This window comes from Methylobacterium tarhaniae (genome assembly GCF_001043955.1).
Classification (GTDB): Bacteria; Pseudomonadota; Alphaproteobacteria; order Rhizobiales; family Beijerinckiaceae; genus Methylobacterium; species Methylobacterium tarhaniae.
Map to the genome: position 1 here is coordinate 1 of NZ_LABZ01000097.1, position 26169 is coordinate 26169.

The 26169-nt window shown below is 73.9% G+C and carries 20 protein-coding genes; 11 read left to right on the forward strand and 9 right to left on the reverse strand.

Translation table 11 applies throughout. The annotated features are described in order from the left end of the window. The first annotated feature begins 145 nt into the window (after positions 1 to 145). The 7 genes from VQ03_RS14100 to VQ03_RS14130 all read left to right on the forward strand — a co-directional run bounded on the left by VQ03_RS14100 (position 146) and on the right by VQ03_RS14130 (position 10989). On the forward strand, positions 146 to 976 hold the full coding sequence (locus VQ03_RS14100; RefSeq protein WP_053078574.1) for a DotG/IcmE/VirB10 family type IV secretion system protein: 831 nt from the start codon (positions 146 to 148) through the stop codon (positions 974 to 976). A gap of 27 nt (positions 977 to 1003) precedes the next feature. Then, complete coding sequence (locus tag VQ03_RS14105; protein WP_048451523.1) at positions 1004 to 2308, forward strand: type VI secretion system-associated FHA domain protein; 1305 nt, start codon at positions 1004 to 1006, stop codon at positions 2306 to 2308. A gap of 31 nt (positions 2309 to 2339) precedes the next feature. Continuing rightward, positions 2340 to 3677, forward strand: a complete 1338-nt coding sequence (gene tssK / locus VQ03_RS14110; protein WP_048451524.1) for a type VI secretion system baseplate subunit TssK — start codon at positions 2340 to 2342, stop codon at positions 3675 to 3677. Between the two features lie 478 nt (positions 3678 to 4155). Then, complete coding sequence (gene icmH, locus VQ03_RS14115; RefSeq protein ID WP_053078575.1) at positions 4156 to 5607, forward strand: type IVB secretion system protein IcmH/DotU; 1452 nt, start codon at positions 4156 to 4158, stop codon at positions 5605 to 5607. Beyond that, positions 5604 to 8474 carry a type VI secretion system membrane subunit TssM gene (gene tssM / locus VQ03_RS31000; protein WP_053078576.1) on the forward strand — a complete coding sequence of 957 codons (2871 nt, stop codon included), beginning with the start codon at positions 5604 to 5606 and terminating at the stop codon, positions 8472 to 8474. Before icmH ends, tssM begins: the two co-directional genes overlap by 4 nt. Continuing rightward, complete coding sequence (gene tagF, locus VQ03_RS33790) at positions 8471 to 9940, forward strand: type VI secretion system-associated protein TagF (protein WP_053078577.1); 1470 nt, start codon at positions 8471 to 8473, stop codon at positions 9938 to 9940. Before tssM ends, tagF begins: the two co-directional genes overlap by 4 nt. Then, the gene (locus VQ03_RS14130; RefSeq protein ID WP_053078578.1) at positions 9937 to 10989 is read left to right on the forward strand and encodes a protein kinase domain-containing protein; all 1053 of its coding nucleotides are present in this window, start codon (positions 9937 to 9939) and stop codon (positions 10987 to 10989) included. Before tagF ends, VQ03_RS14130 begins: the two co-directional genes overlap by 4 nt. A 424-nt stretch (positions 10990 to 11413) precedes the next feature. Here the strand turns inward: VQ03_RS14130 and tssG are convergent, their stop codons facing one another. The 9 genes from tssG to tssA form a co-directional block, all read right to left on the reverse strand. Beyond that, positions 11414 to 12436 carry a type VI secretion system baseplate subunit TssG gene (gene tssG, locus VQ03_RS14135; protein WP_053078579.1) on the reverse strand — a complete coding sequence of 341 codons (1023 nt, stop codon included), beginning with the start codon at positions 12434 to 12436 and terminating at the stop codon, positions 11414 to 11416. Then, on the reverse strand, positions 12433 to 14241 hold the full coding sequence (tssF, locus tag VQ03_RS14140) for a type VI secretion system baseplate subunit TssF (protein WP_048451525.1): 1809 nt from the start codon (positions 14239 to 14241) through the stop codon (positions 12433 to 12435). Before tssF ends, tssG begins: the two co-directional genes overlap by 4 nt. A gap of 156 nt (positions 14242 to 14397) precedes the next feature. Next, on the reverse strand, positions 14398 to 14727 hold the full coding sequence (locus VQ03_RS14145; protein WP_048451526.1) for a PAAR-like domain-containing protein: 330 nt from the start codon (positions 14725 to 14727) through the stop codon (positions 14398 to 14400). Positions 14728 to 14781: 54 nt separating this feature from the next. Next, a complete protein-coding gene (gene tssE / locus VQ03_RS14150; protein WP_048451527.1) occupies positions 14782 to 15270 on the reverse strand; it encodes a type VI secretion system baseplate subunit TssE in 489 nt (162 codons plus the stop codon). A 6-nt stretch (positions 15271 to 15276) separates the two neighbouring features. After that, on the reverse strand, positions 15277 to 16080 hold the full coding sequence (locus VQ03_RS14155; protein WP_048451528.1) for a type VI secretion system accessory protein TagJ: 804 nt from the start codon (positions 16078 to 16080) through the stop codon (positions 15277 to 15279). 59 nt (positions 16081 to 16139) lie between these two features. After that, positions 16140 to 17528, reverse strand: coding sequence for a type VI secretion system contractile sheath large subunit (tssC, locus tag VQ03_RS14160; protein ID WP_048451529.1), 1389 nt, complete (start codon positions 17526 to 17528; stop codon positions 16140 to 16142). A gap of 7 nt (positions 17529 to 17535) precedes the next feature. Further along, positions 17536 to 19050, reverse strand: a complete 1515-nt coding sequence (gene tssC / locus VQ03_RS14165) for a type VI secretion system contractile sheath large subunit (protein ID WP_083467994.1) — start codon at positions 19048 to 19050, stop codon at positions 17536 to 17538. Between the two features lies 1 nt (position 19051). Beyond that, the gene (gene tssB / locus VQ03_RS14170; protein ID WP_048451530.1) at positions 19052 to 19573 is read right to left on the reverse strand and encodes a type VI secretion system contractile sheath small subunit; all 522 of its coding nucleotides are present in this window, start codon (positions 19571 to 19573) and stop codon (positions 19052 to 19054) included. A 61-nt stretch (positions 19574 to 19634) separates the two neighbouring features. Then, the gene (gene tssA / locus VQ03_RS14175; protein ID WP_053078580.1) at positions 19635 to 20690 is read right to left on the reverse strand and encodes a type VI secretion system protein TssA; all 1056 of its coding nucleotides are present in this window, start codon (positions 20688 to 20690) and stop codon (positions 19635 to 19637) included. A 288-nt stretch (positions 20691 to 20978) separates the two neighbouring features. Here tssA and tssH point away from each other — a divergent pair, with 288 nt between their 5' ends. The 4 genes from tssH to tssI all read left to right on the forward strand — a co-directional run. Next, complete coding sequence (gene tssH / locus VQ03_RS14180; protein WP_048451531.1) at positions 20979 to 23591, forward strand: type VI secretion system ATPase TssH; 2613 nt, start codon at positions 20979 to 20981, stop codon at positions 23589 to 23591. Positions 23592 to 23665: 74 nt separating this feature from the next. After that, positions 23666 to 24142, forward strand: coding sequence for an Hcp family type VI secretion system effector (locus tag VQ03_RS14185; RefSeq protein ID WP_048451532.1), 477 nt, complete (start codon positions 23666 to 23668; stop codon positions 24140 to 24142). 138 nt (positions 24143 to 24280) lie between these two features. Continuing rightward, positions 24281 to 25297 (forward strand): LysM peptidoglycan-binding domain-containing protein, encoded by a 1017-nt coding sequence (locus tag VQ03_RS14190; RefSeq protein ID WP_048451533.1) that lies wholly within the window; start codon positions 24281 to 24283, stop codon positions 25295 to 25297. 32 nt (positions 25298 to 25329) lie between these two features. Continuing rightward, on the forward strand, positions 25330 to 26169 hold an 840-nt coding region (gene tssI / locus VQ03_RS14195), incomplete at its 3' end, for a type VI secretion system tip protein TssI/VgrG (RefSeq protein ID WP_048451534.1).

Genomic DNA, 26169 nt, shown 5'->3' on the forward strand with positions numbered 1-26169 from the left:
CCCCTGCGCGCTGCCGTAGCCGCCCGCCCCGCTCCAGCAGGCGGCCTATCCGCAGCCGGGCGGCTACGGCAGCGCGCAGGGGATGCCGGTGCAAGGTGGCTACGGCCAGGGTGGTCATGGACAGGCGGGACCGGGACCCGGAGGCATGGGCCAAGGCGTCTATGGACAAGGCGCCTACGGGCAGGGCGGCGGCCCCGGCGGCTACGGCCAGCCCGGATATGGGCAAGGGGGATACGGCCAAGCCGGCTATCCGGGCCAGGGCGGCGGGTTCGGCATGCCCGGGCCGGGCGGCTCCGGCGGCGCCCCGTCGCGGCCGGGCGAGCGGCTCTATGCCGTGGCGCGGGCGGGCGATACGGTCTACGCCTCCCTCGACCAGGGCTTCAACTCGGACGATCCCCAGGCGCCGATCTTCGCCACGATCTACGACGTCGACGGCACCGGGCGCAGCGGGCCGCTGCACGGCGTCCGGCTGATCGGGCAGATCGTCTATTCCTCGAACCAGGCCGCGATCCAGTTCACGCAACTCGTCCTCGTCGACGGCCGCCAGTACCCGCTCAAGGCCTATGCGATCTCGCCGCGGGACGCCCGCACCGGCATCTCGCGCGACGTCGACGACCACGCCTTCGAGCGCTATGCCGGGCTGTTCGCGGCGGCCCTGGTCCAGGGTACCGGCCAGGTCGGGCAACTCCTGCTGCAGACCAACCGCAACGTGGCGGTCGACCCGGTGACAGGCTTCGCGCTCTCCACGCCCGGCGGCGGGATGCGGACTCAGGCCGCGCTCGGCGCGCTGCTGCCGCTGGGTCAGACGATGACCGCGGTCGGCGCGCAGAACTTCAACAAGCCGGCCACCATCGCGGGCGCGCCGGGCCTGCCGATCGGCGTCGTCTTCCTGGAGCCGCCGGCCCTGCCGCGGGACGCCGTCTATGTCGGCGCGCCGAGCCGCCGGACCGGCGTTCCCCTGTCGCGCCTGAACTAGAGGTCCGCACCGGGACACTGCGAAGCCATGACACTCACCCTGCGAGTCCTGCAGGCGCCGGACGGCGTCCCGGAGATCGGCGCGCGGCGCCTCGATCCCGAGGCCGGTCCGTTCACCATCGGGCGCGGCCCGGACAACGACTGGGTGCTGCCCGATCCCGAGCGGCACGTCTCGAAGCTGCATTGCCGGATCGAGGCCGGAGCGGACGGGTTCTACCTCGTCGACCTGTCGAGCAACGGCGTGTTCTTCGCAGCGGACAGCAGGCCGGTCGGCCGCGGCAACCGCCGGGCGCTCGATGCCGGCGACAGCTTCCGGATCGGCGATTACCGCGTCGGCGTCGGCCGCGAGGCGCCGGACGGATGGGCGGCGATGCGCGCGGAACCGGATTCCGTCGGGCCGAACGGGGTCGGGCATGAGGGCGGCGTCGCGGCGATCCTCGCCGGAACGAGCGAGGCGAGCGAGCCTCGGGCGGCGCGCGGCCTCGGCGGCCCGGCGAGCGACTGGCTCGCGGCGGTCCCCGGCGGGGCGGCGGAGGCCCAGGCGGTGCTGCCCTATGGCTGGCAGGCTCCCCCCGCCACGTCGCTCACGGAGCTGCCCGAGGCGGAGGCCGACGCCTTCAGCGACTTCGCCAGTCGCAGCGAGCACGTCGCGCCGGTCAACGAGGCGCTGCACCTCGCCCCGGCCCGCACCCTCCTGCCGGCGGACTGGCATCTCGACGACGGTTCAGGGACCGCGGCAGGGACAGGGGCCGTCGCGGCGGGCGCCCCCGTCCCCGATTGGGGCGAGGCCTGCGCCGCGCTGATCGAGGGGACTGGTCTCGGCGGGCTGGCGCCCGAGGCGGCGCCCGCGGACCGCGCCGCCCTGGTGCGGGCCGGCCAGCTCCTGCGCCGCCTCGTCGACGTGCTGGCGACCGTCGAGGCGGTCCAGCGCAAGACCGAGCGCGACCTCGGCCTCGACCGTCCGTCCCCCGAGCGTGACCCGGCAGGCCAAGGCCTGCTCGAACAGGATCTGCCGACCCTCGTGGCCGGGCTGCTGGCGGCGGGGGGCGCCGATGCCGGCGACCGGCTGGTCGCGCGGCTGGCCGGCGTCGCGCGCGATGCGCGAACCTTCGGCCTCGCGGTCGCCGAGGCCGCCGATACGGTCGGGACACAGATCGAGCCGGATTCGATCGAGGACGCCGCCCGCGAGGGCAACCGGCTCGCCGTCGGCCCGCTGCTCAAGGCGGCGGCCTGGGAACGCTACCGCGCGCTGCACGCCAACCTGGCGGCGGGCGGTCCCGCTGCCGACGCCGTGATCGCCCCTTTGCGCGCGATCCATGCCCGCCGCACCTGACGATTGGCCGATCCGGGAGCCCTGAGAGCCGATGCTGAGCGAGAACCGCGTGGTCTGGTCGGAGGGCATGTTCCTCCGCATCCAGCACTTCCAGCAGGCCGACCGCTGGACCGAGCGCTTCGTGCGCGGCCTGACCCGCGACCTCGTCCCCTATCCGTGGGGCTTCACCGAGATCGGGATCAACCGCGAGCTCCTCGGCGTCGGGCGCTTCGCCCTGTCGCATGCCCGCGGCATCTTCCCGGACGGGACGCCGTTCGAGGCGCCGGGCGATGCCGACCAGCCGCCGCCGCTCGAATTGCCGCCGGGCACCCGCGACGTGACGATCCATCTCGCGGTGCCGATGCGCCAGCCCGGCAGCCCCGAGGTCGGGGGCGACCGGCGCGAGGACGTGGCGGCGCGGCTGCGGCGCAGCGCCTACGACGCGCCGGACGCCAACAGCGACGGCTTCGCCAGCGCGGGCATCGAGGTCGGGCGCCTGCGCCTGTCCTACCTGCCCTCGAACGGGCCGCTCGCCGGCACCGAGCGCCTCGCCGTCGCCCGGGTGGTCGAGGTGCGCTCGGACCTCGCGGTGGTGCTCGACGACCGGTTCATCGCCCCCTGCCTCGCCTGCGCGGCGGAAAGCCCGCTCGCCGCCCTGGTGTCGGAGTTGCAGGGCCTGGTCTCGCACCGGGCCGAGGCGCTGGCGGCGCGCATCGCCGACCCGACGACCCGCGGCGCCGGCGAGATCGCCGACTTCCTGCTGCTGCAGGTGCTCAACCGGGCCGAGCCGCTGCTGCGCCACGCGAGCGCCCAGGCCGGGCGCCTCCACCCGGAGACGTTCTACGGCCTCTGTCTCGCGCTCGCCGGCGAGATCGCGACCTTCACGGCCCCGTCGCGGCGGGCGCCGCAACTGCCGGATTACCGCCACGACGACCTCGCCGCCACCTTCGCTTCGGTCTTCTCCGAGCTGCGCGCCGGGCTCTCGGCGCTGCTCGAGCAGGTCGCGGTGCCGATCGAGCTGCAGGAGCGCCGCCACGGGGTGCGCGTCGGCACCATCAACGACCGCACGCTCCTGCGCGGCGCCGGCTTCGTGCTGGCGGTGCGCGCCTCGGTGCCGGCCGAGACCCTGCGGCGCTCGCTGCCGAACCAGATCAAGATCGGCCCGGTCGAGCAGATCGCGCAGCTCGTCAACGTGGCGCTGCCGGGCATCGGCGTGCGCCCGCTCGCGGTCGCGCCGCGCCAGCTGCCCTATCGCGGCGGCACGGTTTATTTCGAGCTCGACACCACCGGCCCGCTCTGGCGCGACCTCGACCAGTCGAGCGCCGTGGCGATCCACGTCGCCGGCAACTTTCCCGATCTCGACCTCGAGCTCTGGGCGATCAAGGGGTAGCGCTGTCGCGGACGGTCCGGGGTGCATCCAGGCATCGCCATGAGCAGACCTGACGGCACCGGATCCTGTTCGAGCGGTCGCGTCGAAATCTCTCGACGTCATCCCGGGACTCGGCGCAGCCGAGAACCCGGGATCCATGACCGCCGACGTGGAAGAATAAGACGAAGATCGGTCCGCCTCGTCCTGCATCGTCAGCGGTCATGGATCCCGGGCTACGCTGCGCGGCCGCGGGATGACGACGGATGGTTCAAACTCGGTCGGATCGCTCGAACATCGTCTCGGAGCGCGAAAGGTCCTGCAAATCATCTTTTGCCGTCGCAAGATACTCTGGGGAAGCACAGCCGTCAACTCTCCTACGCAAGAGAAATTGACGCTGCAATGCGACGCTTGGCCGTTTCGTGCATTGTCCATGTCGATCTGACGCTAGGGCGTAGGGGTGAGGGTCGGCGATGACGATGGATCCGGTCGGGGGGCGGTGATGGAGGCAGATCCGCGCAGCTACGATTCGGAATCGACGGTGGTGAGGCCGACCCCGGGCGGCGTACGGGCGGCGCCTCTGCTCGACGTCGATCCCCGCGCGGCCCCGCCGCCGCGGGCGGCGGCCGCCGCGCTGCCCGAGCCCGGCGACTTCGCCCGGACCGGGATGCCTCCGATGGTGGAGGCGGCCCTGCCGCTGCTCAGCCTGATCGCGCGGCTGCGCACGCTGTCGGGCACGCCCGATCTCGAGGCCCTGCGCCTGCGGGTCATCGCTGCCGTCAAGGCGTTCGAGGCGGCGATCCTCGGCGTCGCGGTGACGCGCGAACGGGCGCAGGCCGCGCATTACGCGCTCTGCGCGACGATCGACGACGTGATCCTGAACTCCTCGTGGGGCGCCTACAGCATCTGGGCCCGGCAGGGCATGGTCTCGACCTTCCACACCGACGTGACCGGCGGCGAGCGCTTCTTCGACCTGCTCGCCCACCTGCACAAGGATCCGGGCTCGAACCGCGACGTCCTGCTGCTGATGTACCATTGCCTGTCCCTCGGCTTCGAGGGGCGGATGCGGGTGCACCCGCAGGGCCACCTCGAGATCGGCCGCATCCGCGAGGGCCTGTACCGGACGCTGCGGGGGGAGGCCGAGCGCGAGCTGTCGCCGGCCTGGCGCGGCGTCGACGCGCGGCTTACCGCCGCCGGCACCGGGCGCCTGGTCTGGGCGGTGCTCGGGCTCGCGGTGCTGGCGTTCGCGGGCCTCTACCTCGTGTTGCAGGATGCGGTGAACCGACGTTCCGACGCGACCTTCGCGGCCTTCATCGCGGCGCCCCCCAACGCCGCCCCGAGCCTGCGCGGCGAGCGCCCGGCCCCGCCCGCGCGGGCGCAGACCGCCCCGGCCCGGGCCGAGACCCGCCTGGTGGATGCTCTGCGCGGCGCGCTCCGGCCCGAGATCGACGATGGCACCCTCGACGTCGTCCCCAACGGCAACGGCGCGACCTTGCGCATCCGCAATGCCGGCCTGTTCGAGAGCGGCAGCGCCGAGGTCGCCACGCCCTACGTCGCCCTGTTCGAGCGCATCGGCCGGGCGATCCGCGGCGACGACGTCACCGTGCAGGTCATCGGCCACACCGACAACGTGCCGATCCGCACCGTGCGCTTCCCGTCGAACTACGAATTGTCGGTCGCCCGCGCACAGGCGGTGGCGGCGATCCTGGCGAAGTCGATCGGCACCGACGCGATCCGCGCCGAGGGCCGTGGCGACGCCCAGCCGGTGCGCCCGAACGACAGCCCCGAGAACATCGCCTTCAACAACAGCCGCGAGGGCCGGGCCCAGAACCGGCGCACCGAGCTGGTGATCCGCCGCAACGATTCCGACAGGGCGCCGCGGCCCGAGGGAGCCGGGCCGCAGGACGCGGACGGGCAGGAGGCTGCGGAGGAGACGACGGGAGGCCGGCCGTGAACATCCTCAACTGGATCTACGAGATCCGCTCCTACGCCACCGCCTATGCCAGCCGGGTCAAGGCCTGGTGGCTCGTCGCGCTGATCTGGGCGCTCGTCGCCGCCTGCGTGGTGTTCTTTTACGGCGAGGCGGTCTCGTTCGGGACCTGGCGGCCCTTCGCGGCGGTCCAGACCCGGATCTACGCCGTCGCGGCGATCGGGGTCGCCTACGTCGTCTACTGCCTCTATTACCTCGTGCGCGGGCGCCGCCGCGACGAGGCTTTGATCGACGCGGTGTCGCAGGCCGATCCGGCCTGGGCCGCGCAAGGTGACGTGGCCGAGCTGCGCACGCGCCTGCGCGAGGCCCTGCGGCTCCTTCGCCGCACGATGGGCCGCCAGGCCGCCTACGCCCTGCCCTGGTACGCGCTGATCGGCCCGCCGGGCTCGGGCAAGACCACGGCCCTGCGCAATTCCGGCCTGCGCTTCCCGCTGGCCGACAGCGTCGGCGAATCGGTCGAGGGGGTGGGGGGCACCCGCTCCTGCGACTGGTGGTTCACCGACGACGCGATCCTCATCGACACCGCCGGCCGCTACACCGCCCAGGAAGGCGACGGGGAGGCGGACGCCGCCGCCTGGCGCGGCTTCCTCAAGCTCCTGCGCAAGCACCGCCGGCGCCAGCCCCTCAACGGCGCCATCGTGATGCTCGGGGTCGACACCCTGGTCCAGGCCTCCGCCCCGGAGCGGCTGCACCATGCCCGCACCATCCGCAAGCGCCTGCGCGAGCTCGACGAGGCCTTCGGCCTGCGGGTGCCGGTCTACGTCGTGCTGACCAAGGTCGACCGCATCGCCGGCTTCGACGCCTTCTTCGAGAGCCTGCCGAAGAGCGAGCGCGAGCAGGTCTGGGGCACCACCCTGGCGCTGCCCCGGGGGGAAATCGAGGGCGGCGACCTCGCCGACCGCTTCGGCCGCGCCTTCGACGACCTGGTCGCGCGCCTCAACGCCCTGCTGCTCGAACGCCTGCAGGGCGAGACCGATCCCGAGCGGCGGGCGCAGATCTTCGCCTTCCCGGGCCAGCTCGCCCTAGTGGCCGAGCCGCTGCACGAGGCGCTCGGCGAGATCGCCGCCTCCTCGCGCTTCGATCCGCCGCCGCGCCTGCGCGGGCTCTACCTCGCCTCGGCCGAGCAGGACGGCAGCGTGCTCGACCTCGTCGGCCGCACGGCGAGCCGCCACTTCGCCCTCGACCTACCGCGCTTCTCCGCGGCGAGCGCCGGCGGCCACCGCAGCTTCTTCCTGGCGCGCCTGTTCCGGGACGTGATCTTCAACGAGGCGAACCTCGTCTCGACCAACCCGGCGGCCGAGCGCCGGGCCCGAATCCTGCGCCGGGCCGCCGGCGGCCTCGCCGCCGCCCTGGCGGTCGGGCTGGCCCTCACCTGGCTCGCCGGCTACCTGCGCCAGGGCGCCCTGCTCGCCGAGACCGACGCGCGGCTCGCCCGCTACGCGGCGTCCGCCGCGCCGCTGCCGGTGGAGGAGGTCGCCGATGCCGACTTCGTGCGCGCCGACGCCGTGCTGTCGCAGGCCCGCGACGCCGCCGCGCCCTACGCGCGGAACCGCACGCCGCGCCTCCTCGACGCCTTCGACCAGACGGCGAAGGTGACGGCGGGCCAGGCCAACCTCTACGAGCGCGCGCTGACCGGCTACCTCCAGCCGCGCCTGCTCGTCGCCCTCGCCACCCTCCTGCGGGAGGGCGGCAAGCCCGCCGGCGAGGCAGAGAGGAGGCCCCCCGGCGAGGCAGAGGGGAGGCCCGCCGGCGAGGCAGAAAGGAAGCCCGCCGGCGAGCGCGGGAAACCGGCCGGCGAACCGGCGAGGACGGTTCTCGGCGCGGCCGCCCTCCCGCCCGGGCGCCCGAAGCGCAAGCCCGGGGAGGAGCCCGCGCCGCCGGCCGCGCCGGACCTCGCCGACGCCCTGCGCCTCTACCTGATGCTCGGCACCGAGGAGAGCCTCGACCGGAGCTTCGCGGCCGAGCGCCTGTCGGCCTTGTTCGCCCATCTCTACCCCGAGGAGCGGCAGGCAGCCCTGCGCGCGAGCCTCGACGGCCACGTCGCGGCCCTGCTCGCCCGCCCGCTGATTCCGATCGCGCTCGACGAGGACCTCGTCGCCCGCGCCCGCGACCGGGCCAAGGTGCAGGATCTCGCCACACGCTGGGCTGAGGCCGGGGGTGAGCGGGCCTGCCGCGCGGCGACCGAGCGGCGCTACCCCTTCGACCGGAACGCGGCCGCGGAGACGAGCCTTCCCGAGTTCTCGGCCCTGTTCGGGCCCGAGGGCCTGTTCGCCCGCTTCTTCCGCCAGAACCTCGCCGACGCGGTCGAGACCGGGGCGAAGCCCTGGCGCTGGCGCCGGGAGGAGGACGAGAAGGCGGGCCAGGCGACGGACAATACGGCGGCCCTGCGCAGCTTCGAGGCGGCGGACGAGATCCGCCGGGCCTTCTTCCAGGCCGGGACCGACCGGCCGTCGGTGAGCTTCGAGGTGACGCCCCTGCGCCTCGACCCCGAGGCCACCACCGCCTCCCTGGTCGCCGACGGCCAGGAGGTCACCTATACCCGCGGCACCGTCCGGCCGCTCACGCTGACTTGGCCGGGCCAGGGGCCGGCGAGCCGGGCCGCCCGCGTCACCGTGCAGCCGGGCCCGCCCGACGCGGCCTCGTTCACCGGGCCGTGGGCGCTGTTCCGCCTGGTCGATGCGGCCCGGGCCGAGCCGGTGGGACCCGAGCGGATCCGGCTCGCCTTCAGCATCGGCGGGCGCGAGGCGAGCTTCGAATTGCGCAGCCCGACCCGGCCCAACCCCTTCGCGCTCGCCGCCCTGCGGTCCTTCCGCTGCCCGAGGTTCCGGTGAGCGGGCGACGTCCGGCCGCCACGGACCCGGCCGCGACCGGGTTCTTCGGCAAGGTTCCGACCCGGGGCGACTTCGTCAGCCGCCGCCTCGGCGGCGCCCTGCACGGCGCCCTCGACCAATGGCTGTCGCGGGCGCTGGTGGCGAGCCGCCGCCAGCTCGGCGAGGCCTGGCTGCCGGCCTACCTCGTCGCCCCGGTCTGGCGCTTCGTGCTCGGGCGCGGCACGATGGGGCCGCATCCGGCGGCCGGCGTGCTGATGCCCTCGGTCGACCGGGTCGGACGGTACTTCCCCCTGGTGCTCGCCGCAGAGATGCCCGGCCTCGCCGAGCCCTGGCGGCTGTTCCGCTCCGCCGGGGACTGGTTCGACGCCGCCGAGGCCCGGGCCCGCGCCTGCCTCGACGACGATGTCGACCTCGACGCCTTCGAGGCCGGGCTCGCCGCCCTCGGCCTGCCGGAGCCGCCGCCCGCCGTCCCGGACGCGCCGCGCCGCTACGGCCTCGGCGGCGAGGTCGAGGCGATCCGGGCCTACGCGGACGCCCTCGACGCGGCGCTGGCCGGCTCGCGCGGCGCCGTCACGCTCTGGTGGACGAAGGGATCGGAGGCCGTCGCGCCTTCGCTGCTGCTGCATCGCGGCGTGCCGGCGCCCGAGCAGTTCGCCGCCTTCCTCGACGGGCGCTGGGCGGATCGGGGCTGGCAGGACTGGACCCGCCAGGCGGCATCCTGCACCCCGGCGGTGCCGATCCCGGCGGCGGCCGAGCCGCTCGCGCCCCGGGCGGCCCCCGAGGCCGTCCGCCTCGTCTCGGCGGCGCGCACCCACCGGGGCACCCGGCGGCCGCGCAACGACGACGCGGTGGTGGACCGGCCGGATCTCGGCCTGTGGGCGGTGGCCGACGGGGCCGGCGGCCACGCCGCCGCGGACGTCGCCGCCGCCGCGGTGGCCGAGCGCCTGTCCGGTCTCCCGGCCGGGCCCGGGGCGCCGGGCCGCGGCACGATCGAGGCCCTGCTCGCCGAGGCCAACGAGGCCCTGCGCGCCCGCGCCCGCCGCCTCGGGCCCGACGCGGTGGTGGCGGCGGTCGTCGTCGTGCTGATGATCCGCGCCGGGCGCTACGCCGTCGCCTGGGCGGGGGATGCCCGCGCCTACCTGCTGCGCGGGCGCAAGCTCGTCCCGCTCACCCGCGACCACGCCACCCGCGAGGGCCGCAAGGTCGTCACGCGGGCGGTCGGCGCCGAGGACGCCTTCGCCCTCGACTGGGCCGAGGGCGCGGTGCGGGCCGGCGACCGCTTCGTCCTGTGCAGCGACGGCCTCGTCGGGGCCCTGGGCGAGCGCGGCCTCGCCCAGGTCGCCGGCCATGGCAGCCCGTCCGAGGCGGCGGCGAGCACCATCGACGACGCCCTGATCGCCGGCGCCCGCGACAACGTCTCGGTGGTGGTGGTGGACGCTGCCGGCGAGGGGAGCGAGGCGCGATGACCCGGGAGGCCGAGGCGGCGCGGCGCGAGAGCTTGCGGGTGCAGGTGCGGCTCGACGCCCTGGTGGCGGCGATCGGGCGCGACGGCGACGGGCAGCCGCGCCCGGAGGCCGAGCGCCGCATCGTCCTCGACGCCGCCCGCGCCGCCCTCGACCGGCTCGGCGACGGGGACGCCTCCGCCCCGCCGCCCGCCGCGCCCGACGCCTCTCTCCTGCCCGAGACGATCATCGCCAACACCTACACGGTGCGCGAGCGGATCGGGCGCGGCGGGCTCGCGGAAGTCTACCGGGTGCGCCACCGCGACCTGCGCAGCGACCACGCCGCCAAGATCCTGCGGCCGGAGCGGGCCCGCGACCCGGTGCTGGCCCGGCTCCACGTCAGCGAGGCCCGGGCGCTCACGGGCCTGACGCATCCGGCGATTCCCCGCGGCCGCGACCTCCTGCGCCACGGCGACGGCCGCTCGGTGATCGTGATGGACCTCCTCCACGGCGAGACCCTGGCGCAGGTCCTTCACGCAAGCGGCGCCCTGGCGCCCGCGGCGGTGGCGGCGCTCGCCCGGCGTCTCGCCGGGGCGCTCGCGGCCGTCCACGCCGCCGGCCTCGTCCATGGCGACGTGTCGCCGGAGAACGTGATGCTGTGCGGCGGGCCGGAGGGCGCGACGCTGATCGATTTCGGGGTGGTGCGCCGGGCCGGCGAGGCCTTGCCCGACGTGGAATTCGCTGGGAAATGGTCGGTCGCCGCCCCCGAGCAGCTCGCCGGCCGCCCCGGCGGTCCCCCGGCCGACCTCTACGCCCTCGGCCTGCTGCTCGCCGCCGCCGCCCGCGGCGAGCGGGTCGGGCTCGGCCGCGACCGCGACAATGCGCTGGCGGCCCGGGCCAGACTGCCGGATCCCGGTCTTGGCGGGCGGCTGGGGAAACTGGTGCGCGACCTCCTCCGGGACGATCCGGACGCGCGTCCGGACGCGCAGGCGGTGCTCGACCGGCTCGCCGGGGGAGGAGTGTTCGGATGGCTCGGCCGGCCGGGGCAGGCGCGCCGACGGCCGGAGGGGTGACGGGACGCCGGTACCGGGCTCTCCGTCTCGCAGAGGCCCGCTCTGGCAAGGACAGCGCGCGGCGAGGTCGTCGTCGCCCGATGGCTGGCGACGTGCCCGACGACGACGATGGCGAGCCAGGTCACGCCCGCGCTCGACGAGTTCCACTTGCTCGGCGGATTGATCGGCGTCCGGCTCGCGGCCTCGGCCGGTGCGACCGAGGGCGCGGCGCAGGGCCGCGAGGGCCCGGGCGTCGATCAACCCCTCGGCGTCGCGCGCCTCCTGGCGGGTCGTCGCCTCGCCCCACGCGAAGCGGTCCGACAATCCCCGCAGCAACTCCGGCCGGGCCGACGGGTCCCGCGCCACGCGATCGGACAGGCCGTCCTCGACGCTCCCGCGCCACGCCCGTGCGGGGTCATGGCGCGTCCTGTCATGGCGCGTCCTATCATGGCGCGTCCTGCACGGGATCGAAGACCGATTGATCCGCGTCCCGCTCCGCCGGCAACTGGCGCAGCCAAGCGTTCCAGCCCAGGGCGGGCGGGTTCGCGCCGAGCTGCGCCTCCGGCACGTCCTCCTTGCGCAGGATCACCTGCACGTCGAAATCGAGGCCGGGATCGGCGTAGAGGCGCACCAACTCGACGATCTCGGCCATGCGGGGGCCGCCCGGCGCGAGGGCGGCGAACTCCGCCGCGCCGACCGGGCCGAGGACCACCCGGAAGGAACTCGTCGCGTCGAGGATGCCCGCGCCCGCCACCGCGTCGACCCCGAGGCGGCCATAGGATGGGGCGGGACCCGCGAGGCGGGTCTGCTCCTCGGGCGCGATCGGCAGGCGGCGGACCTGGAACGGGGCGATCCGCACCGGCAAGCCGAGCCGGTCGGCGAGCAGCACCTCGAGCCCCGCGGCGGAGCGCACCGCGCGCCCGAGGAGCCCGGCATAGGGCAGGAGCTCCGAATCGGGCGTCGCCAGACGGCCGCGATGGGCCGGCAGCATCAGGCCAGCGATGCCTCGCAGCGCCTCGGTGATCCGGTCGCCGCCGTCGATCCCGCGCCGGGCGATGCGGGCCGGCAGCCGGTACTTCTCGTCGGCATCGAGGAAGGCCAGCGTCGCGCGGGCGAGAAACAGGTCGAGGAAGGCGGCGAGCCCCGGGCTGCGGGCCCGGCGCTCGTGCAGGGCCACCTCGGTATAGACCGGCGGCAGCGGCCCGAGCGGCCCGGCGACGCCGATGAAGGCGGCCTCCGGCAGGCCGCGCCGGTCGAGCCCGAAGGTGCCCGGGGGCGCGAGCGCGGTGGCGACGTGGCGGTTCGTCACCGCGCCGACCGCCAGCGCCGGCTCGGGTGGGTCCGCCGCGCCGTCCCGCGACGGCGCGCGGAACGCCTCGACGAGGCGCAGGGCCTCGGACGGGTCGAACCGGTCGATCTCGGCATCCAGGCGTTCGCCGAGGGTCTGGGGCTCGCCAGCGCCGCTCATGCGAGCGGCCTTTCGCCCGAGCGCGGCGCCCAGGTCTTGATCGGCTGGGCCGCCCCGCTCTCGCGCAAGGTGAGGCGGGTGAAGCTGTTGAGGTTGACGTAGAGGCCGAAGAACCGGTCGAGCACCTGGCCGAGCAGGAAGGCGGCGCCGGGCTCGGCGAAGCGGCGGTCGATCTGGACCTCGATGTCGAGCCCGCGGGCGAGCCCGCCCTCCGCGACCCGGGCGGTGGCGCGCCGGTGCGTGACCGAGACGACCGCGTCGATCAGGCTGCGGGTCTCGGGCGCGTCGCGGTAGTCGTAGAGTCGCAGGATCTCCCGCAGGGCCTCCGGGCCGCCCTCGGTATTCGACAGCGACAGGTGATTGAGGGTGAGGTGGGAGACGAGCCGCCACAGCAGGCCGTCCCCGGGTTCGAGCCGGAGCGTCGGGGTGAAGGGGGTGAGCGCCCGCAGCCGCCCGACCTCGCCGGGGCCGCGCAACACCTTCAGCACCGGCTGGTCGCCGCCATAGGGCAGGCGGGCCGGCAGGTCGCGGTTGAGGCACAGCGTATCGACCGACAGCACCGCGTCGGTCGGCGAGGCGGGCGAGGCCTCGGCGTCGACGAGGGCGAGCCGCGCATCCGTGCCCTCGCCGCCCTCGGGCAGGTGGCGGCGGCGCAACTGCCAGAACAGCGCCCCGGCCTCCTGCGCGCCGGTCAGGGTGCGGCCGAAGAGCGGCACGGCGTCGCGACTCTGCCCGGCCCGGTCGGTCAAGGTAACGCGCTCGACCGCGTAGACCTCGCGGGTCGCGTGGCGGCGGGAATCCGGGAGCACGGGGTATTCGCGCGCCGCATGGGTCAGGGTGACCGGCTCGGCGGGCTGCGCGAACAGGTTGACCAGCGGCGTGCAGGCGAGCGCGAAGGTGGCCGGCGCGCAGGCCCGCTCCAGGTCGGCGGCGTGGCGCGACAGATAGAAGAAGACCTCGATCCGGTTGCCGGCGTGCAGGAGCGTACGGGCCGAGATCCGCGCCAGGTCGAGGAACAGGAACTTCTGGGGGTAGGCGAAGAACTCGGTGAGGAGCCGGTAGGCCGGGTGCGAGCGGGGCGCGGGCGGCAGCACCGCCTCCTCGGGCGAGAAGCCCACGGCCCGGATCGCGTCGCGGCCGAGGAAGGTGGCGGAGCGGTCCTCCGGATGGTCGGCGATGGCGACCTCCAGGCACTCGTTGAGCAGGAGCCGGTAGAGCGCCACCGCCTGGCGCCAGGGCGCCCGCAGGTAGAAACGCAGGGAATCGAAGCCGAGATCGGTGAAGGTGACGCCCGGATCGAGGGTCTCGAGGACGAGGCGCAGGCTCGCCGGGGCCTCGACATGCGGGCAGGGCGGCGCGACCAGCGGCCGCCCGGTGAGGGAGGCGGCCGCGACCCGGATCGGCCACAGCGACACCTCTTGCGTGGTGCGGAACCGGCAGATGTCGCCCTCGACCGGGTCGGTCTCGACGCTCGTCCCCCGCGCCAGCACGATCGCCTGCTTCAGGTCGGGCGGGAAATCGACCTGCGCGATGGCGAGCGCGGGAATCGGCGCGAGGTAGTGCGGATAGAGGAATTCGAGCAGCGACTCGACGATCTCCGGAAAGTCGTCGTCGAGCTTGAGCCGCAGCCGTGCGGCGATGAAGGCGAAGCTCTCGATCAGCCGCGCGACGTGCGGATCGTCGACCGCATCCGGCGACAGCCGCAGCCGCCCGGCGATCTTCGGATGCGCCCGGGCGAAGTGCCCGCCGAGCCCGCGCAGGGCTTCGAGCTCGGAATTGTAGAAGCCGTAGAGGCGGTCGTTCACGGGGGCGGGCTCCGGGTAGGCCTCGCGGCGCGGGGAGATCTCACCTTGGGGAAAGGATAGAGCGGTGGTGCCGTCACGGCCATGGGGTCGAGGATGGTGGCCGGGGATGACGTTGATGGAATGCCGCGATCCGTCTGCATTCCTGTGGTTCATCCATCACTCGTCGTCGTGGCGCACCGCGGGGCGTCCCTCGAACCGCACGCTCGACGACCACGTCTTCGGCTCGCATTCCGCGCCCCGTGTCCCCGACGTCACGCCTCCGCCCACTCCGGGCTCGTCGCCGTAGCACTGCCGGATCAAGGAGCCCCGCACGTGCGAGCGCTCGTCGGTCTGTCGCACGCTGTCGGCCGTGCTCGCCCCCTCCACCTGGTGGTGCGTGTAGATCCGGTAGGGCACGATCGCCGTCGGCGAGCGGCACCAGTCCATCGCCTCCGAGACGATGATCCCCTCGCGGATCGTCCGCGAGCCCTCCCGCGGCAGGGTCACGCTCGCCCCTCCATGCTCCCCCGGATCGGCCTCGATGTTGCTGGCGCGACGACCTCACCCGTCATGGCGGCTCTCCACCGAGAAGCTGCGGATCGCCGGGTCGAGGGCGGTCTCGAAGGTGACGGGCTCCGGCGCCTGGGCGGGGTCGGGGCTCACATGCACCGCCGCCTCGATGCGGATGCGCAGCAGGCGCTCCAGCGGGTCGCGGCCCTTGAGGACCGTCACCGTCACGGCGCGGAAGCGCGGCTCGAAGGCCTGGATCGTCGTTTCGAGGGCCTTGGCGAGGGCGGCGCGCTGCTCGGGCGTCGCCAGCGGCGCGCCGACGAAATCCTCGACGCCGTAATGCGGCAGCGCCTCGCGCACCAGGTCGAGGCCGGGCGGCGGGCTGGTGGGCAGGCGGCGGGTGTTGAGCAGGGCTTCGAGGTCGCGGCGGAATCCCTCGCGCACCCGGCGCAGCTCCTCGGCGCGGGAGCGCGGCGGGTCGACGACGCGCTGCGGCTCGTCGTCGATCAGGCGGTCGAGGAGGGAGGGCTGGAGGCGCATCGTCTCTTAAGCCTCGACGGCGATGCGCCCGATGGTGAGCAGGTCGCGGGCCTCGTCGCCGACGAGCCAGACCCGCTGGCCGCGCCCGCGCACCACGCCGCCGGGCGCCTCGATCCAGGCGGTCTCGCGGGCGAGCCGCTCGGCCTCGCTCGCCGCAGGGTCGTGGTACTGGGCGAGGACCAGGAAGGTCGCCTCGCTCCCGTCGCGCAGCCGCGCCTCGGCCCGGCGCCAGAGCAGGTCGCGCGGGCGCTTCGGGGGGGTGAAGGTCAGGCTCTCGATCCGCTCCGGCGCGAGCCAGAGGTAGCGGCCGGCGAGCGTCAGGGCCTCGAACCCGGCCTGGGACAGGTCGCAGGCGTCGCGCACCTCCGCCACCGGGCCGTCGTCGATCCGGGCGCGGACGGGCGCCATCGCTTCGAGGGCGCGGCGGGTCGCCTCCGCCGCCTCGGCGTCGCCGGCCCGCACCGCGAGGGCGAGGCGCATCGCCTCCGCCTGGCGCGGGGTCGGCCCGTCGACGAAGTCGGGCATCGCCCCGGTCTCGTACCAGGCGATCCGGGCGAAGGCCCCGCGCAGGAGGTGGCGCAGGATCGCGATGGCCGGCGCCTCGGCCGGGGCGTGCCCGGCCGCGACCTGAAGCTGCGCCTCGGCCCGGTCGAGGGCGCCCTGGAGGATCAGCAGCTCGGCGAGCGTCACCCGGGCGGCGGCGTCGGCCGGCCGCGCCTTCACGGTCCGGCCGGCGGCGGCGACCGCCTCGTCGAGGCGCCCGGCGGCGAGGAGGTCGGCGAGGGAGGAGGGGGTGTCGAGGACGGTCATGCGAGCCTCGGGTGCGGGTGGGGCGCCTCAGGCGGCGTCTTTGTGCTTGTGGGGGCGCCTCAGGCGGCGCCTTGCGCGGTGGTGACCTCGGCGACGAGCTGGAAGCTCGCCGCGACGTCGTCGAGCTGGAAATGCGGTTGGAGCCGCAGCGTGCAGCCGAGCACGCCGGGGCGGCCGGGGATCTCCCGCACCTCGACGCCGGCGTCGCGCAGGGGATAGCGGGCCTTCAGCTCAGCCTCGGCGCTGTCGCTGCCGAGGCGGTAGCGGGCGAGCCAGTCGACGATCAGCCGCTCGACCGCCGCCGCGCCGCCGAGACGGCCGACCTGGTCGCGCATCATCACCTTGAGCGTGTGGGCGAAGCGGGCGGCGCAGAGCACGTATTGCAGCATCGCGGCGAGCCGCGCGTTCTCCTCCGCCGCCACGCCCAGGGCCCGGGCCGGCCGGTGCAGCGACGGGTTGGCGTTGAACACGAGGGCCGCGGTGAACGGCACGTGGCCGACCGGGATGATGCCGTGGTCGGCAAGCTGGCGCTCCTGCGCCGCGCTCAGGCGGATCTCCACCGGGGGCTGCGCGGCGAGGCCCGGCCGGTCGGTGGAGAAGCTCACGGTCGGCAGGTCGGCGACGAGGCCGCCGCCCTCCCGGTCCTGCGGCACGCCGCGGAGATCCGCGAACCAGCCCGAGGCCGCGAAGGCCCGCAGCACCACCCGGGCGAAGGCGTAGACCGGGCTGCCCCACAGGAGTTCGGCCCCACCCGCCCGCACCTCCTCCTCGAACGGGAAGCCGTCGACCCGCTTGCGGTGGTGGGCGCGGTGGGGGGTGCGCATCAGCACCCGCGGGGCGAGGAGGCCGACGAAGCGGCAATCCTCGGTCTCGCGCAGGCTGTTCCAGCGGAGGAAGTCCGGCCCCTCGAAGGCCGAGGCAAGGTTCGGCAGGCCGTCGAGGTCGCCGAACGCGTCGACCGCCAGCGCCGAGGGCTTCAGCCCGGCCAGGAACGGCGCGAAGGCCGCCGCGGCGACGCCGGCGATGCCCTGAAGCATCGCCACGTCGTCGGTGCGCACCACCGGGTCGACCCGGTGGCCGATCGCGTAGTCGCCGAGCAGCAGCCCGAACGGCTCGCCGCCCGGCATGCCGAATTCCTGCGCGTAGACGAGTTCGAACAGGTGGCTCTGGTCGAACTCCACCGCCCGCTCGAAGTCGCGGGCGAGCTCGCGCCAGGACACGGCCAGCACCTTGACGGCGACCTGACCGGTGCTCGGCCCGGTCCCGTGCGCCGCGCCGACGAGATAGGCGAGGCCCCGCCAGCGCGCCTCCAGGGCCTGGAAGTCCGGATGGTGCAGGATCGTGTTGACCGCCCGGTTCAGGCTCCGGTCGATCAGCGCCACCAGCCGGTCGGCGCGCAGGCGCACGGCCTCGCCCGCGACGCGCTCACGTGCCGCCCCCTCGGCCATGCCGCGTCTAGCCCTGGCGCGGGATGCGCGCGACCATGCGCAGCGAGGTCGTCAGCTCCTCCATCTGCAACCACGGCCGCATCCACGCCACCGCGTTGTAGGAGCCGGGCCGTCCGGGGATCTCCTGCACCTCGACCCGGGCCTCGCGCAGGGGGTAGCGCGCCTTCATCTCCGCCCCGGCCTCGTCGTTGGCGTTGACGTAGTTGCCGATCCAGCGGTTCAGCCACTTCTCGCAATCCTCGGCCTCCATGAAGGAGCCGATCTTGTCACGGCCGATCACCTTCAGGTAATGCGCGAAACGGGCGGTCGCCATGATGTAGGGCAGGCGGGCCGAGATCGCGGCGTTGGCGGTCGCCTCCGGCCGGTCGTACTTCTCGGGCTTGTGCGTGGTCTGGGCGCCGAAGAACACCGCGTAGTCGGTGTTCTTGTAGTGGCAGAGCGGCAGGAAGCCGAGCTTGCCCAGTTCGGCGTCGCGCCGGTCGGTGATGCCGACCTCGGTCGGGCATTTCAGGTCGAGGTCGCCGTCGTCGCTCTGGAAGACGTGCATCGGCAGCCCCTCGACCTTGCCGCCGCTCTCGGCGCCGCGGATCGCGGTCGCCCAGTTGGTCTTGGCGAAGGCGTCGGTGAGGCGGGCGCCGAGCACGTAGGCGGCGTTCGACCAGCAGTAATGCTCGTGCGGCAGGCTCAGGCGCTCGCCGGGGGCGCCCGGCGTCTCCTGGAAGTCGAATTCGTCGACCATTCGGGTCTCGCGGCCGTAGGGCAGCCGGGCGAGCACCCGCGGCATCGTCAGGGTGACGAAGCGCGAATCGGGTGAATCGCGGAAGGCGCGCCACTTGGCGTACTCGACCGTGTCGAAGACCTTCTCCAGGTCGCGCGGCTTGGCGAGATCGCGAAAATCGTCGAAGCCGAACAGCTTCGGGCTCGCCGCGGCGATGAGCGGCGCGAAGGCGGCGCTCGCCACGCCCGAGAGGCCCTGGAGCATCTCGACGTCCTCGAAGTGGTTCGAGAACTCGTAGTCGCCGATCAGCGCGCCGTAGGGCTCGCCGCCCGGGGTGCCGAACTCGCTCTCGTAGATCGACTTGAAGATCTGGCTCTGGTCGAACTCGGTCGCCTTGAGCAGGTCCTTGGCGAGTTCGCGCTTCGAGACGTTGAGCACCCGGATCTTCAGGTTGACCGAGGTCTCGCTGTGGTGGACGAGGTATTTCAGGCCGCGCCACGAGCCTTCGAGCTTGAGGAATTCGGGCCGGTGCATGATCGCGGCGAGCTGGCGCGAGATCCGGGCGTCGATCTCGGCGATGGCCCGGTTGATCGTCACGGTCAGGTTGCGGTCGAAGCTGACCGTGCCCTCAAGCGCGCTCCGGGTCAGGGTTCGCAGCAGCTCCTCGGCCCGGTCGGGGGCCGTCTGCTTGGTCGCCGCGATGGCCGAGGCGAGCAGGCCGCCCTCGGGCGCGACGGTCTCGACGAGCGGCGCGCCCTCCCGGCGGGCGGTCTCCGGGCTTGCGGTGTCTCGGGGGTTCGACATCTCAGGCGTCTCCGTCGGAGGTCTGGGCGGGCTTGCGGTCGAGCTCGTCGACCAGCCGGCGCAGCTGGCCATTGTCCTGGAGGATCCGTTCGAGCAGCAATTCGAGGTCTTCCGAGCGGTCGGCCTTGGTGAGGAGGTCGCGCAACTCGTTGCGGGTCTCGAAGAGCTTGGCGAGCGCCGGGACCTGCCGGACGATCGCCGCCGGCTCGAAGTCGTCGAGCCGGTCGAAGCGCAGCCGCACCGGCATCTGGGTGCCGTCGCCCGCCAGGGTGTTGTCGACGGTCAGGTTCAAGCCAGGCGCCATCCGGGCCATCACCTCGTCGAAATTGTCCCGGTCGATCTGGATGAACTTGCGCTCGCGGAACGGCTTGAGCGGCTGGGCCGGGTCGCCGGTGAAGTCGCCGAGCACGCCGACCACGAAGGGCAGTTCCTTCTCGATCAGCGCGCCCTCGGTCTCGACCTCGTACTTGATGTGGACCCGGGGCTTGCGCACCCGTTCGAGCTTCTCGTGAATGCTGGACATGCGCGCACCTCTTCAGCAGGGACGAGGGAGTTGCGGGGACCGGCGCCCGGGGGAGGGGGCGTCACGGCGAGCGGCCTTCGCCGCCGCCGGCCTCGATCCCGGCCTGGCGCAGGAACTGGCCGCGGTGCTCGGCGTCGGGGATCAGCTCGCCGAGGAGGTCGAGGAGCGTCATCCGCCCGCGCCGCACTACCGTCTCGAGGGCGTAGGAGATCGGCGAGTGCGGCTCGGTCCGCCGGAAATAGGCGGCGATGGCGAGCAGTTCGTCGAAGGCCTGGTCGCGGCTCGCAATCACGCGCGGGCCGGTACAGGCCGGCGCCGGGGCGGGGAGGGGGGCGGCCGCCGCGGCATCCGGCGGCGGCGCTTGCGCGACGGGGCCGTGCTGGCCCCAGGCCGTGCCGAGCAGGCCGCGATAGACGTCGAGCACCTCTTCCAGCACGGCGCGGATGTTGGCGAGCGGCGGCGCGTCGGTGCCGCAGAAGGCGTCCAGCGTCGCGCTCATGCGCAGGAACGCCGCATGCGCCGCCCGCGCGGTCTCGGCATGCGCCCGCAGGGCGTCCGAGGGCGTTGCGGCCCGCGCCTCCATGAAGTCGGACTGGCCCGCGCCGCGGCCGCCGCCGCCGGCGTGCCACAGGGCGTGGGTGCCGTAGGGATGGCCCGGCACCAGGGGGACCATGCGGATCGGCTGAATCAGCACGCCCTCGGCCCCGACGCCGTTGAGGCCGGCGAGCGGCGAGAGCCGCCCCTCGGCATCGTCCTCGTCGACCGAGTGCAGGTCGGGCCAGTAGCGGTCGACCAGCCCGTCGATCAAGGCGAATCCGGTGGCGAGGCCGGAAAAGCCCTCGAGCCGCACCAGGGCCTCGACCAGCCAGGCAGCCACTTCGAGATCCTTGCTGCGCGCCAGCACCTCGCGGCCGAGGTCGCGCACAGTCGTCCAGGAGGCCGGCACGGCGATCGCCTCACCGGCGGCCTCGGCCGCGCGCTCGGCCGCACGCGCCTGCGAGCGGGCGTCCTTCAGCCTGAGATATGGCGCACCGTCCGTAAGGTCGGCCCTGATGTCCGGGCCTACGGGATCGTCCTCCCGGACGCGCTTCAGCATGTCGTCGAGATCGAGCGGCATATGCAGGGCGTTCGAACCAATTCGCCGGGGTAGCTAGTGCGGCTATCCTGGCAGGTGAAGACGTTACGGCAGATTTTTTGCCCGATCACGCCCTCTGAACGCGATCGATCGCGATTTCTCAGTCATCAGGCGCTAACTCATTGCAAACGAACGAGGCGAGGCATGAGATCGGCCCCCTATTCAGAAAATTTTTTCCGGGGAGGCTTTTCACGGTTGACGAGCCCCATATAACATCAGCGTCAACCGCCAGACACGATGATGCGTCTTCTAGAAGGAGGGGATTCGCGCATGCCGACCTTCGACCTTCACGTGGTCGTGGGCCGCCTCGATCCCGGCCTGCGCCGCGCGCTCGAACGCGCCGTCGGCCTCGCCGTCGCGCGCGAGCACGGCTCGGTCGAGGTCGAGCACTGGCTGCTCGCGCTGATCGAGGAGGGCGAGCCCTTCGGCGCCCTGCTGCGCTCCCTCGGCTGCCCGGTGGAGAGCGTCCGGGCCGAGCTGACCCGGTCCCTCGACCGGATGCGGCGCGGCGGCGCGGCGGCGCCGTCCCTGTCGCGCGGCACGATCGGGTGGATCGAGGAGGGCTGGCTCACCGCCTCGCTCCGCTTCGGGCGCGACGCCGTCGCCCCGCCCGACCTGGCTCTGGCGCTCACGACCTCCACGGCCTTGCGCGCGACGATCCGCGAGGCGGTGCCCTCCCTGCGCATCGACACCGGCGCGGCGGAGAAGCAGGCGGCAGAGGTCGCGGCGGAGCGGCCGGCCGGGCCGTCCGCCGCGGGAACCTCCGCGGCGCCCGGCGCGGCCGATCCCGAGATCGACCGCTATACCCTCGACCTCACCGCGGAGGCGCGGGCCGGCCGGATCGACCCCGTCGTCGGGCGCGAGGCGGAGCTGCGCCAGGTGATCGACGTGCTGCTGCGCCGGCGCCAGAACAACCCGATCCTCACCGGCGAGGCCGGCGTCGGTAAGACCGCGGTGGTCGAGGCGCTGGCCCTGCGCATCGCCGAGGGCCGCGTGCCCGAGCCCCTGCGCAAGGCGACCGTGCGCGCCCTCGATCTCGGCCTGCTCCAGGCAGGCGCCGGGGTGAAGGGCGAGTTCGAGCGCCGTCTGACCGCGGTCATCGCCGCCTGCCGCACGGCCTCGGTACCGGTGATCCTGTTCATCGACGAGGCCCACACCCTGATCGGCGCCGGCAACCAGGCCGGCGGCAGCGACGCGGCGAACCTCCTCAAGCCGGCTTTGGCCCGGGGCGAGCTGCGGGCGATCGCCGCCACGACCTGGTCGGAGTACAAGCGCCACATCGAGCGCGACCCGGCGCTGACCCGCCGCTTCCAGGTGGTGAAGGTGGCCGAGCCGGACGAGGCGACGGGCGCCCGGATGCTGCGCGGGCTGGTGCCGGCGCTCGAGGCCCATCACGGCGTCGTCATCCGCGACGAGGCGGTGGTCGAGGCGGTGCGGCTCTCGGCCCGTTACCTGCCGGCCCGGCAATTGCCCGACAAGGCGGTCAGCGTCCTCGACACCGCCGCCGCCGCGGTCGCGATCGGGCGCCAGGGCGAGCCGGCCGCCGTGGAGGACCTGCGGGCGGAGGCGGCCGGGCTCGCGGCCGGGCGGGCGGCGCGCGCCCGCGAGCCCGGCACCGACCCGGCGGCGCTCGCCGATCTCGACGCGCGCCTCGCCGCGACCGAGGAGCGCCTCTCGGCCCTGCGCGACCGGGTCGGCCACGAGCGCGGTCTGATCGCCGAGATCGACGCCCTCGCAGGAACCGAGGAGCAGGAGCGGCACGCGGCGTTGCGCGACGAGCTCCGGCGGGTGCAGGGCGAGGCGGCCCTGGTCCATCCTGAGGTCGACCGCGCGGCGGTCGCCGCGGTGATCGCCCGCTGGACCGGCATCCCGGTCGGGCGCCTGGTGCGCGACGCGGCGCGGGCCGCGCAGGATCTCGGGGAGCGCCTGCGCGCCCGGGTCACCGGACAGGACGAGGCGCTGGCCACGATCGCCGGCGCCTTGCGCACCGCGAGCGCCGGGCTCGCCGATCCCCGAAAACCCCCGGGCGTGTTCCTGATGGTCGGCACCTCGGGCGTCGGCAAGACCGAGACGGCGCTGGCGCTGGCCGAGGCGCTGCACGGCGGCGAGGCGAGCCTGACCGTCGTCAACATGTCGGAGTTCAAGGAGGAGCACAAAGTCTCCTCCCTCGTCGGCGCGCCGCCGGGCTATGTCGGCTACGGCGAGGGCGGGGTGCTGACCGAGGCGGTGCGGCGCCGGCCCTACGGCATCCTGCTCCTCGACGAGGTCGAGAAGGCGCATCCGAGCGTCCAGGACGTCTTCTACCAGGTCTTCGATAAGGGAACCTTGCGCGACGGCGAGGGCCGCGACGTCGATTTTCGCAACACCACGATCCTGCTCACCGCCAATGCGGGTTCCGACACCCTGGCGGCGCTCAGTGCCGACCCGGAGACGATGCCGGAGGGCGAAGGGCTGGTCGAGGCGATCCGCCCCGAATTGCTGCGCCACTTCAAGCCGGCCTTCCTCGGGCGGGTGACGATCGTGCCCTACCGGCCGCTCACCCCCGAAATCCTCGCCCGCATCGCCCGGCTGCAGCTCGGGCGGGTGCGCGAGCGGGTGGCGGCGGCCCACGGGGCGGCGCTCGCCTGGGATCCCTCGGTCGAGGACGGCCTCGTCGCCCGGTGCCTCGCCGCCGATATCGGCGCGCGGGCGATCGAGGGCGCGCTCACCCGCGAGATGCTGCCCGCCCTCTCCGACCTGGTCCTGGCCCACGCCCTCGACGGGCGCCCGGTGCCGCCGATCACCCTCACCGTCACGCGGGACGGCCGCTTCACGGCCGCGCCCGCTCCAGGAGCAACCGCCGGGGCGGCCTCGCCCCCGGTCGCACCCCCGCCGGAGGCCTGACCGGGCCTCCCGGCGATCTCGCACGGGCCGGACGCCGCCCGCTTCCACCACACGAGAGGACAGGGATCCAAGCCATGCCGATTTACCTGCAGATCGACGGTATCCAGGGCGATGCCACCCACGAGGCGCACCGGCGCTGGATGGACATCGAGTCCCTGCACTGGAACGTCACCCGCAACATGAACACCTTCGCGGGCTCGGCCGCCAACCGCGAGGCCTCCGAGCCGACGGTGAGCGAGGTCACCCTCACCAAGGTCAGCGATTCCTCGACCACGAAGCTGTTCCAGGAGGCCTGCTCGGGCCGCAACGGCAAGACGGCGGTGATCCACCTCGTCACCACCGGCAACCCGGGCGACACCTATATCGAGTTCACGCTGCACAACACCCTGATCGCCGGCTACACCATCGGCACCACCGGCGACCGGCCGATCGAGACGGTGACGCTGAACTTCACCAAGATGGACGTGAAGTACACGCCGACCGACAACCAGAACATGTCGCAGTCGCCGATGATCGCCTCCTACGACCTGGCGACCGCCCGGTCGTCCTGACCGACCGTCATCCTTCAGAGACGACACACACGGACCGGCGCCTTGGCGCTTGTCCGCGACACGGTCACGCGGAGAGGCGCGCCGGCGCCTCCCGCCCCCTCGCGGCCGCGCCGTCCGGCCGCATGTCCGGAGGAACCGATGAAGCCCGTCCGCTACGTGCTCAAGGCCGGCGACACGCTTTGGAGCGTCGCCGAGGCGCATTACGGCGATCCGGTGCGCTGGCCCGATCTCTACGCCTACAACAACCGACCCGACATCGTCGCCCTGACCGAGCGGCCGCTGGTCGATCCCGGCCGGCTCAGCCCCGGCCAGGCGATCTTCCTGCCGCCGGCCGAAGCCCGGGCGACCCAGCGCCGGGCGCCCGCGAGCGCGGCGACCAAGGGTGGCGCCCCGGCCTCCGGCCTCGGCGGCGCCGGCCTCACCGGCGGCATCCGCGGCGCCTATGCCGGCGCGACGCTGACGACCGGCGGCCTCGCGCCGAACCCGGCCGCCGAGACCTTCGTCAACGACTTCGCCCACGCCTTCGACCTCGACGGGGTGCGCCTCGCCCTGCTGGGTGCCGCCGGCACGGCGACGCTGACGCTGTCGGGCCTCGTCCTGCTGCAGAAGACCGGGCGGGTGCCGCTCCTGCGCTACAGCAACCGCAGCGCCGAGGCGCAGGCGCGCAGCCTGTCGGCGATGCTGCTCGGCCGGCTGCTCGCCGCGCCGCAGACCCGGCTCGGCTGGAATCCCGGCCGGGCCCGGATCCGCCTGCAGACGCCGCTCGCCCTCAATGCCGGCGTGGCGCCGCCGGACGGGGCGCTCGCCCGCGGCACGACCGGCCGGGGCGAGCCGGCCTGGACCGCCCGGCTGGCGCTGCCCGACCTCGCCGGCCGCTTCGCCGGCCACGCCTACCTGACGCAAGGGGTGGTGGCGCAGGTCGCGCTCGAAGGGGCCGAGGGCGCCGCGCCGGACGGGCAGGGCGGCTGGCTGTGGCTCGACGGCGTGCCGGACCCGTCGGTGGCGGTCCTCGGGGCGACCCTGTCCGAGACCGCGGTGACGGCGGGCAACGGGCTCGCCGACGCGGCGACGACGCTCGCGGCGCAAGCCGGGCACCCCGTCGACCCGGTGGCGGCGGTCGCCTCCGCCTGGACGCCGGTGCAGATCGGCGGCTGAGCGGGCAGGCGGGCTGAAGGGAGCGCCTCGCGATGATCTACACCCAGGCCGGGCGCCTGATGGCGATCGACACCGTGCTCGGACCCGACGTGCTCCTCCTCGAGCGCCTCGAAGTCGAGGAGGGCATCAACCGCCTCTTCACCATCCAGGCCCGCGTCCGGGCCCAGCGCGACGAGGTCCGCCCCGACGAGATCGTCGGCACCGCCGCCGATCTCGCCCTCACCCTCGCCGACGGGAGCCAGCGGGTCTGGAACGGGCTCGTCACCGAACTGCACGAGGGGCCGATCGTCACCCGCGGCGCGCGTCAATACGCGCTCACCCTGCGCCCGCGGCTGTGGCTGATGAGCCAGCGCAGCGATTGCCGCATCTTCCTCACCCAATCGACCCTGGAGGTGCTGGAAACCCTGTGCGCCGAGCACCGCATCCGCGACTACACCCTCGCCGGGGTCACCCGGCCGCCGCAGAAGCGCGACTACGTCGTACAGTGGAACGAGACCGATCTCGCGTATTTGCTGCGCCGCCTCGAAGAGGAAGGGCTGTTCTACTGGTTCCGCCATGAGCGCGGCACGCACACGCTCGCCGTCGGCGATCATCCGTCGGCCTATGACGGCAGTCAAGACACCCGCGTCCGTCTCGCCTTCGGCTCGTCGGATGCCGAGCACATCCACGACTGGCGCCGGCAACTCTCGTTCACACCCGGACGGAGAGCCGGAAAGGATTACGAGTTCCTCACCCCCAACCTCGATCTCGCCTCGGACACGCCGTCGATCGACCGCGTTCCCGAGAACGCATCTTACGAGCTCTACGAGTACCCCGCCCGGGCGCTGACCCGCGAGGCCGGCGAGCGGGCGACGCGGCTGCGGATCCAGGCG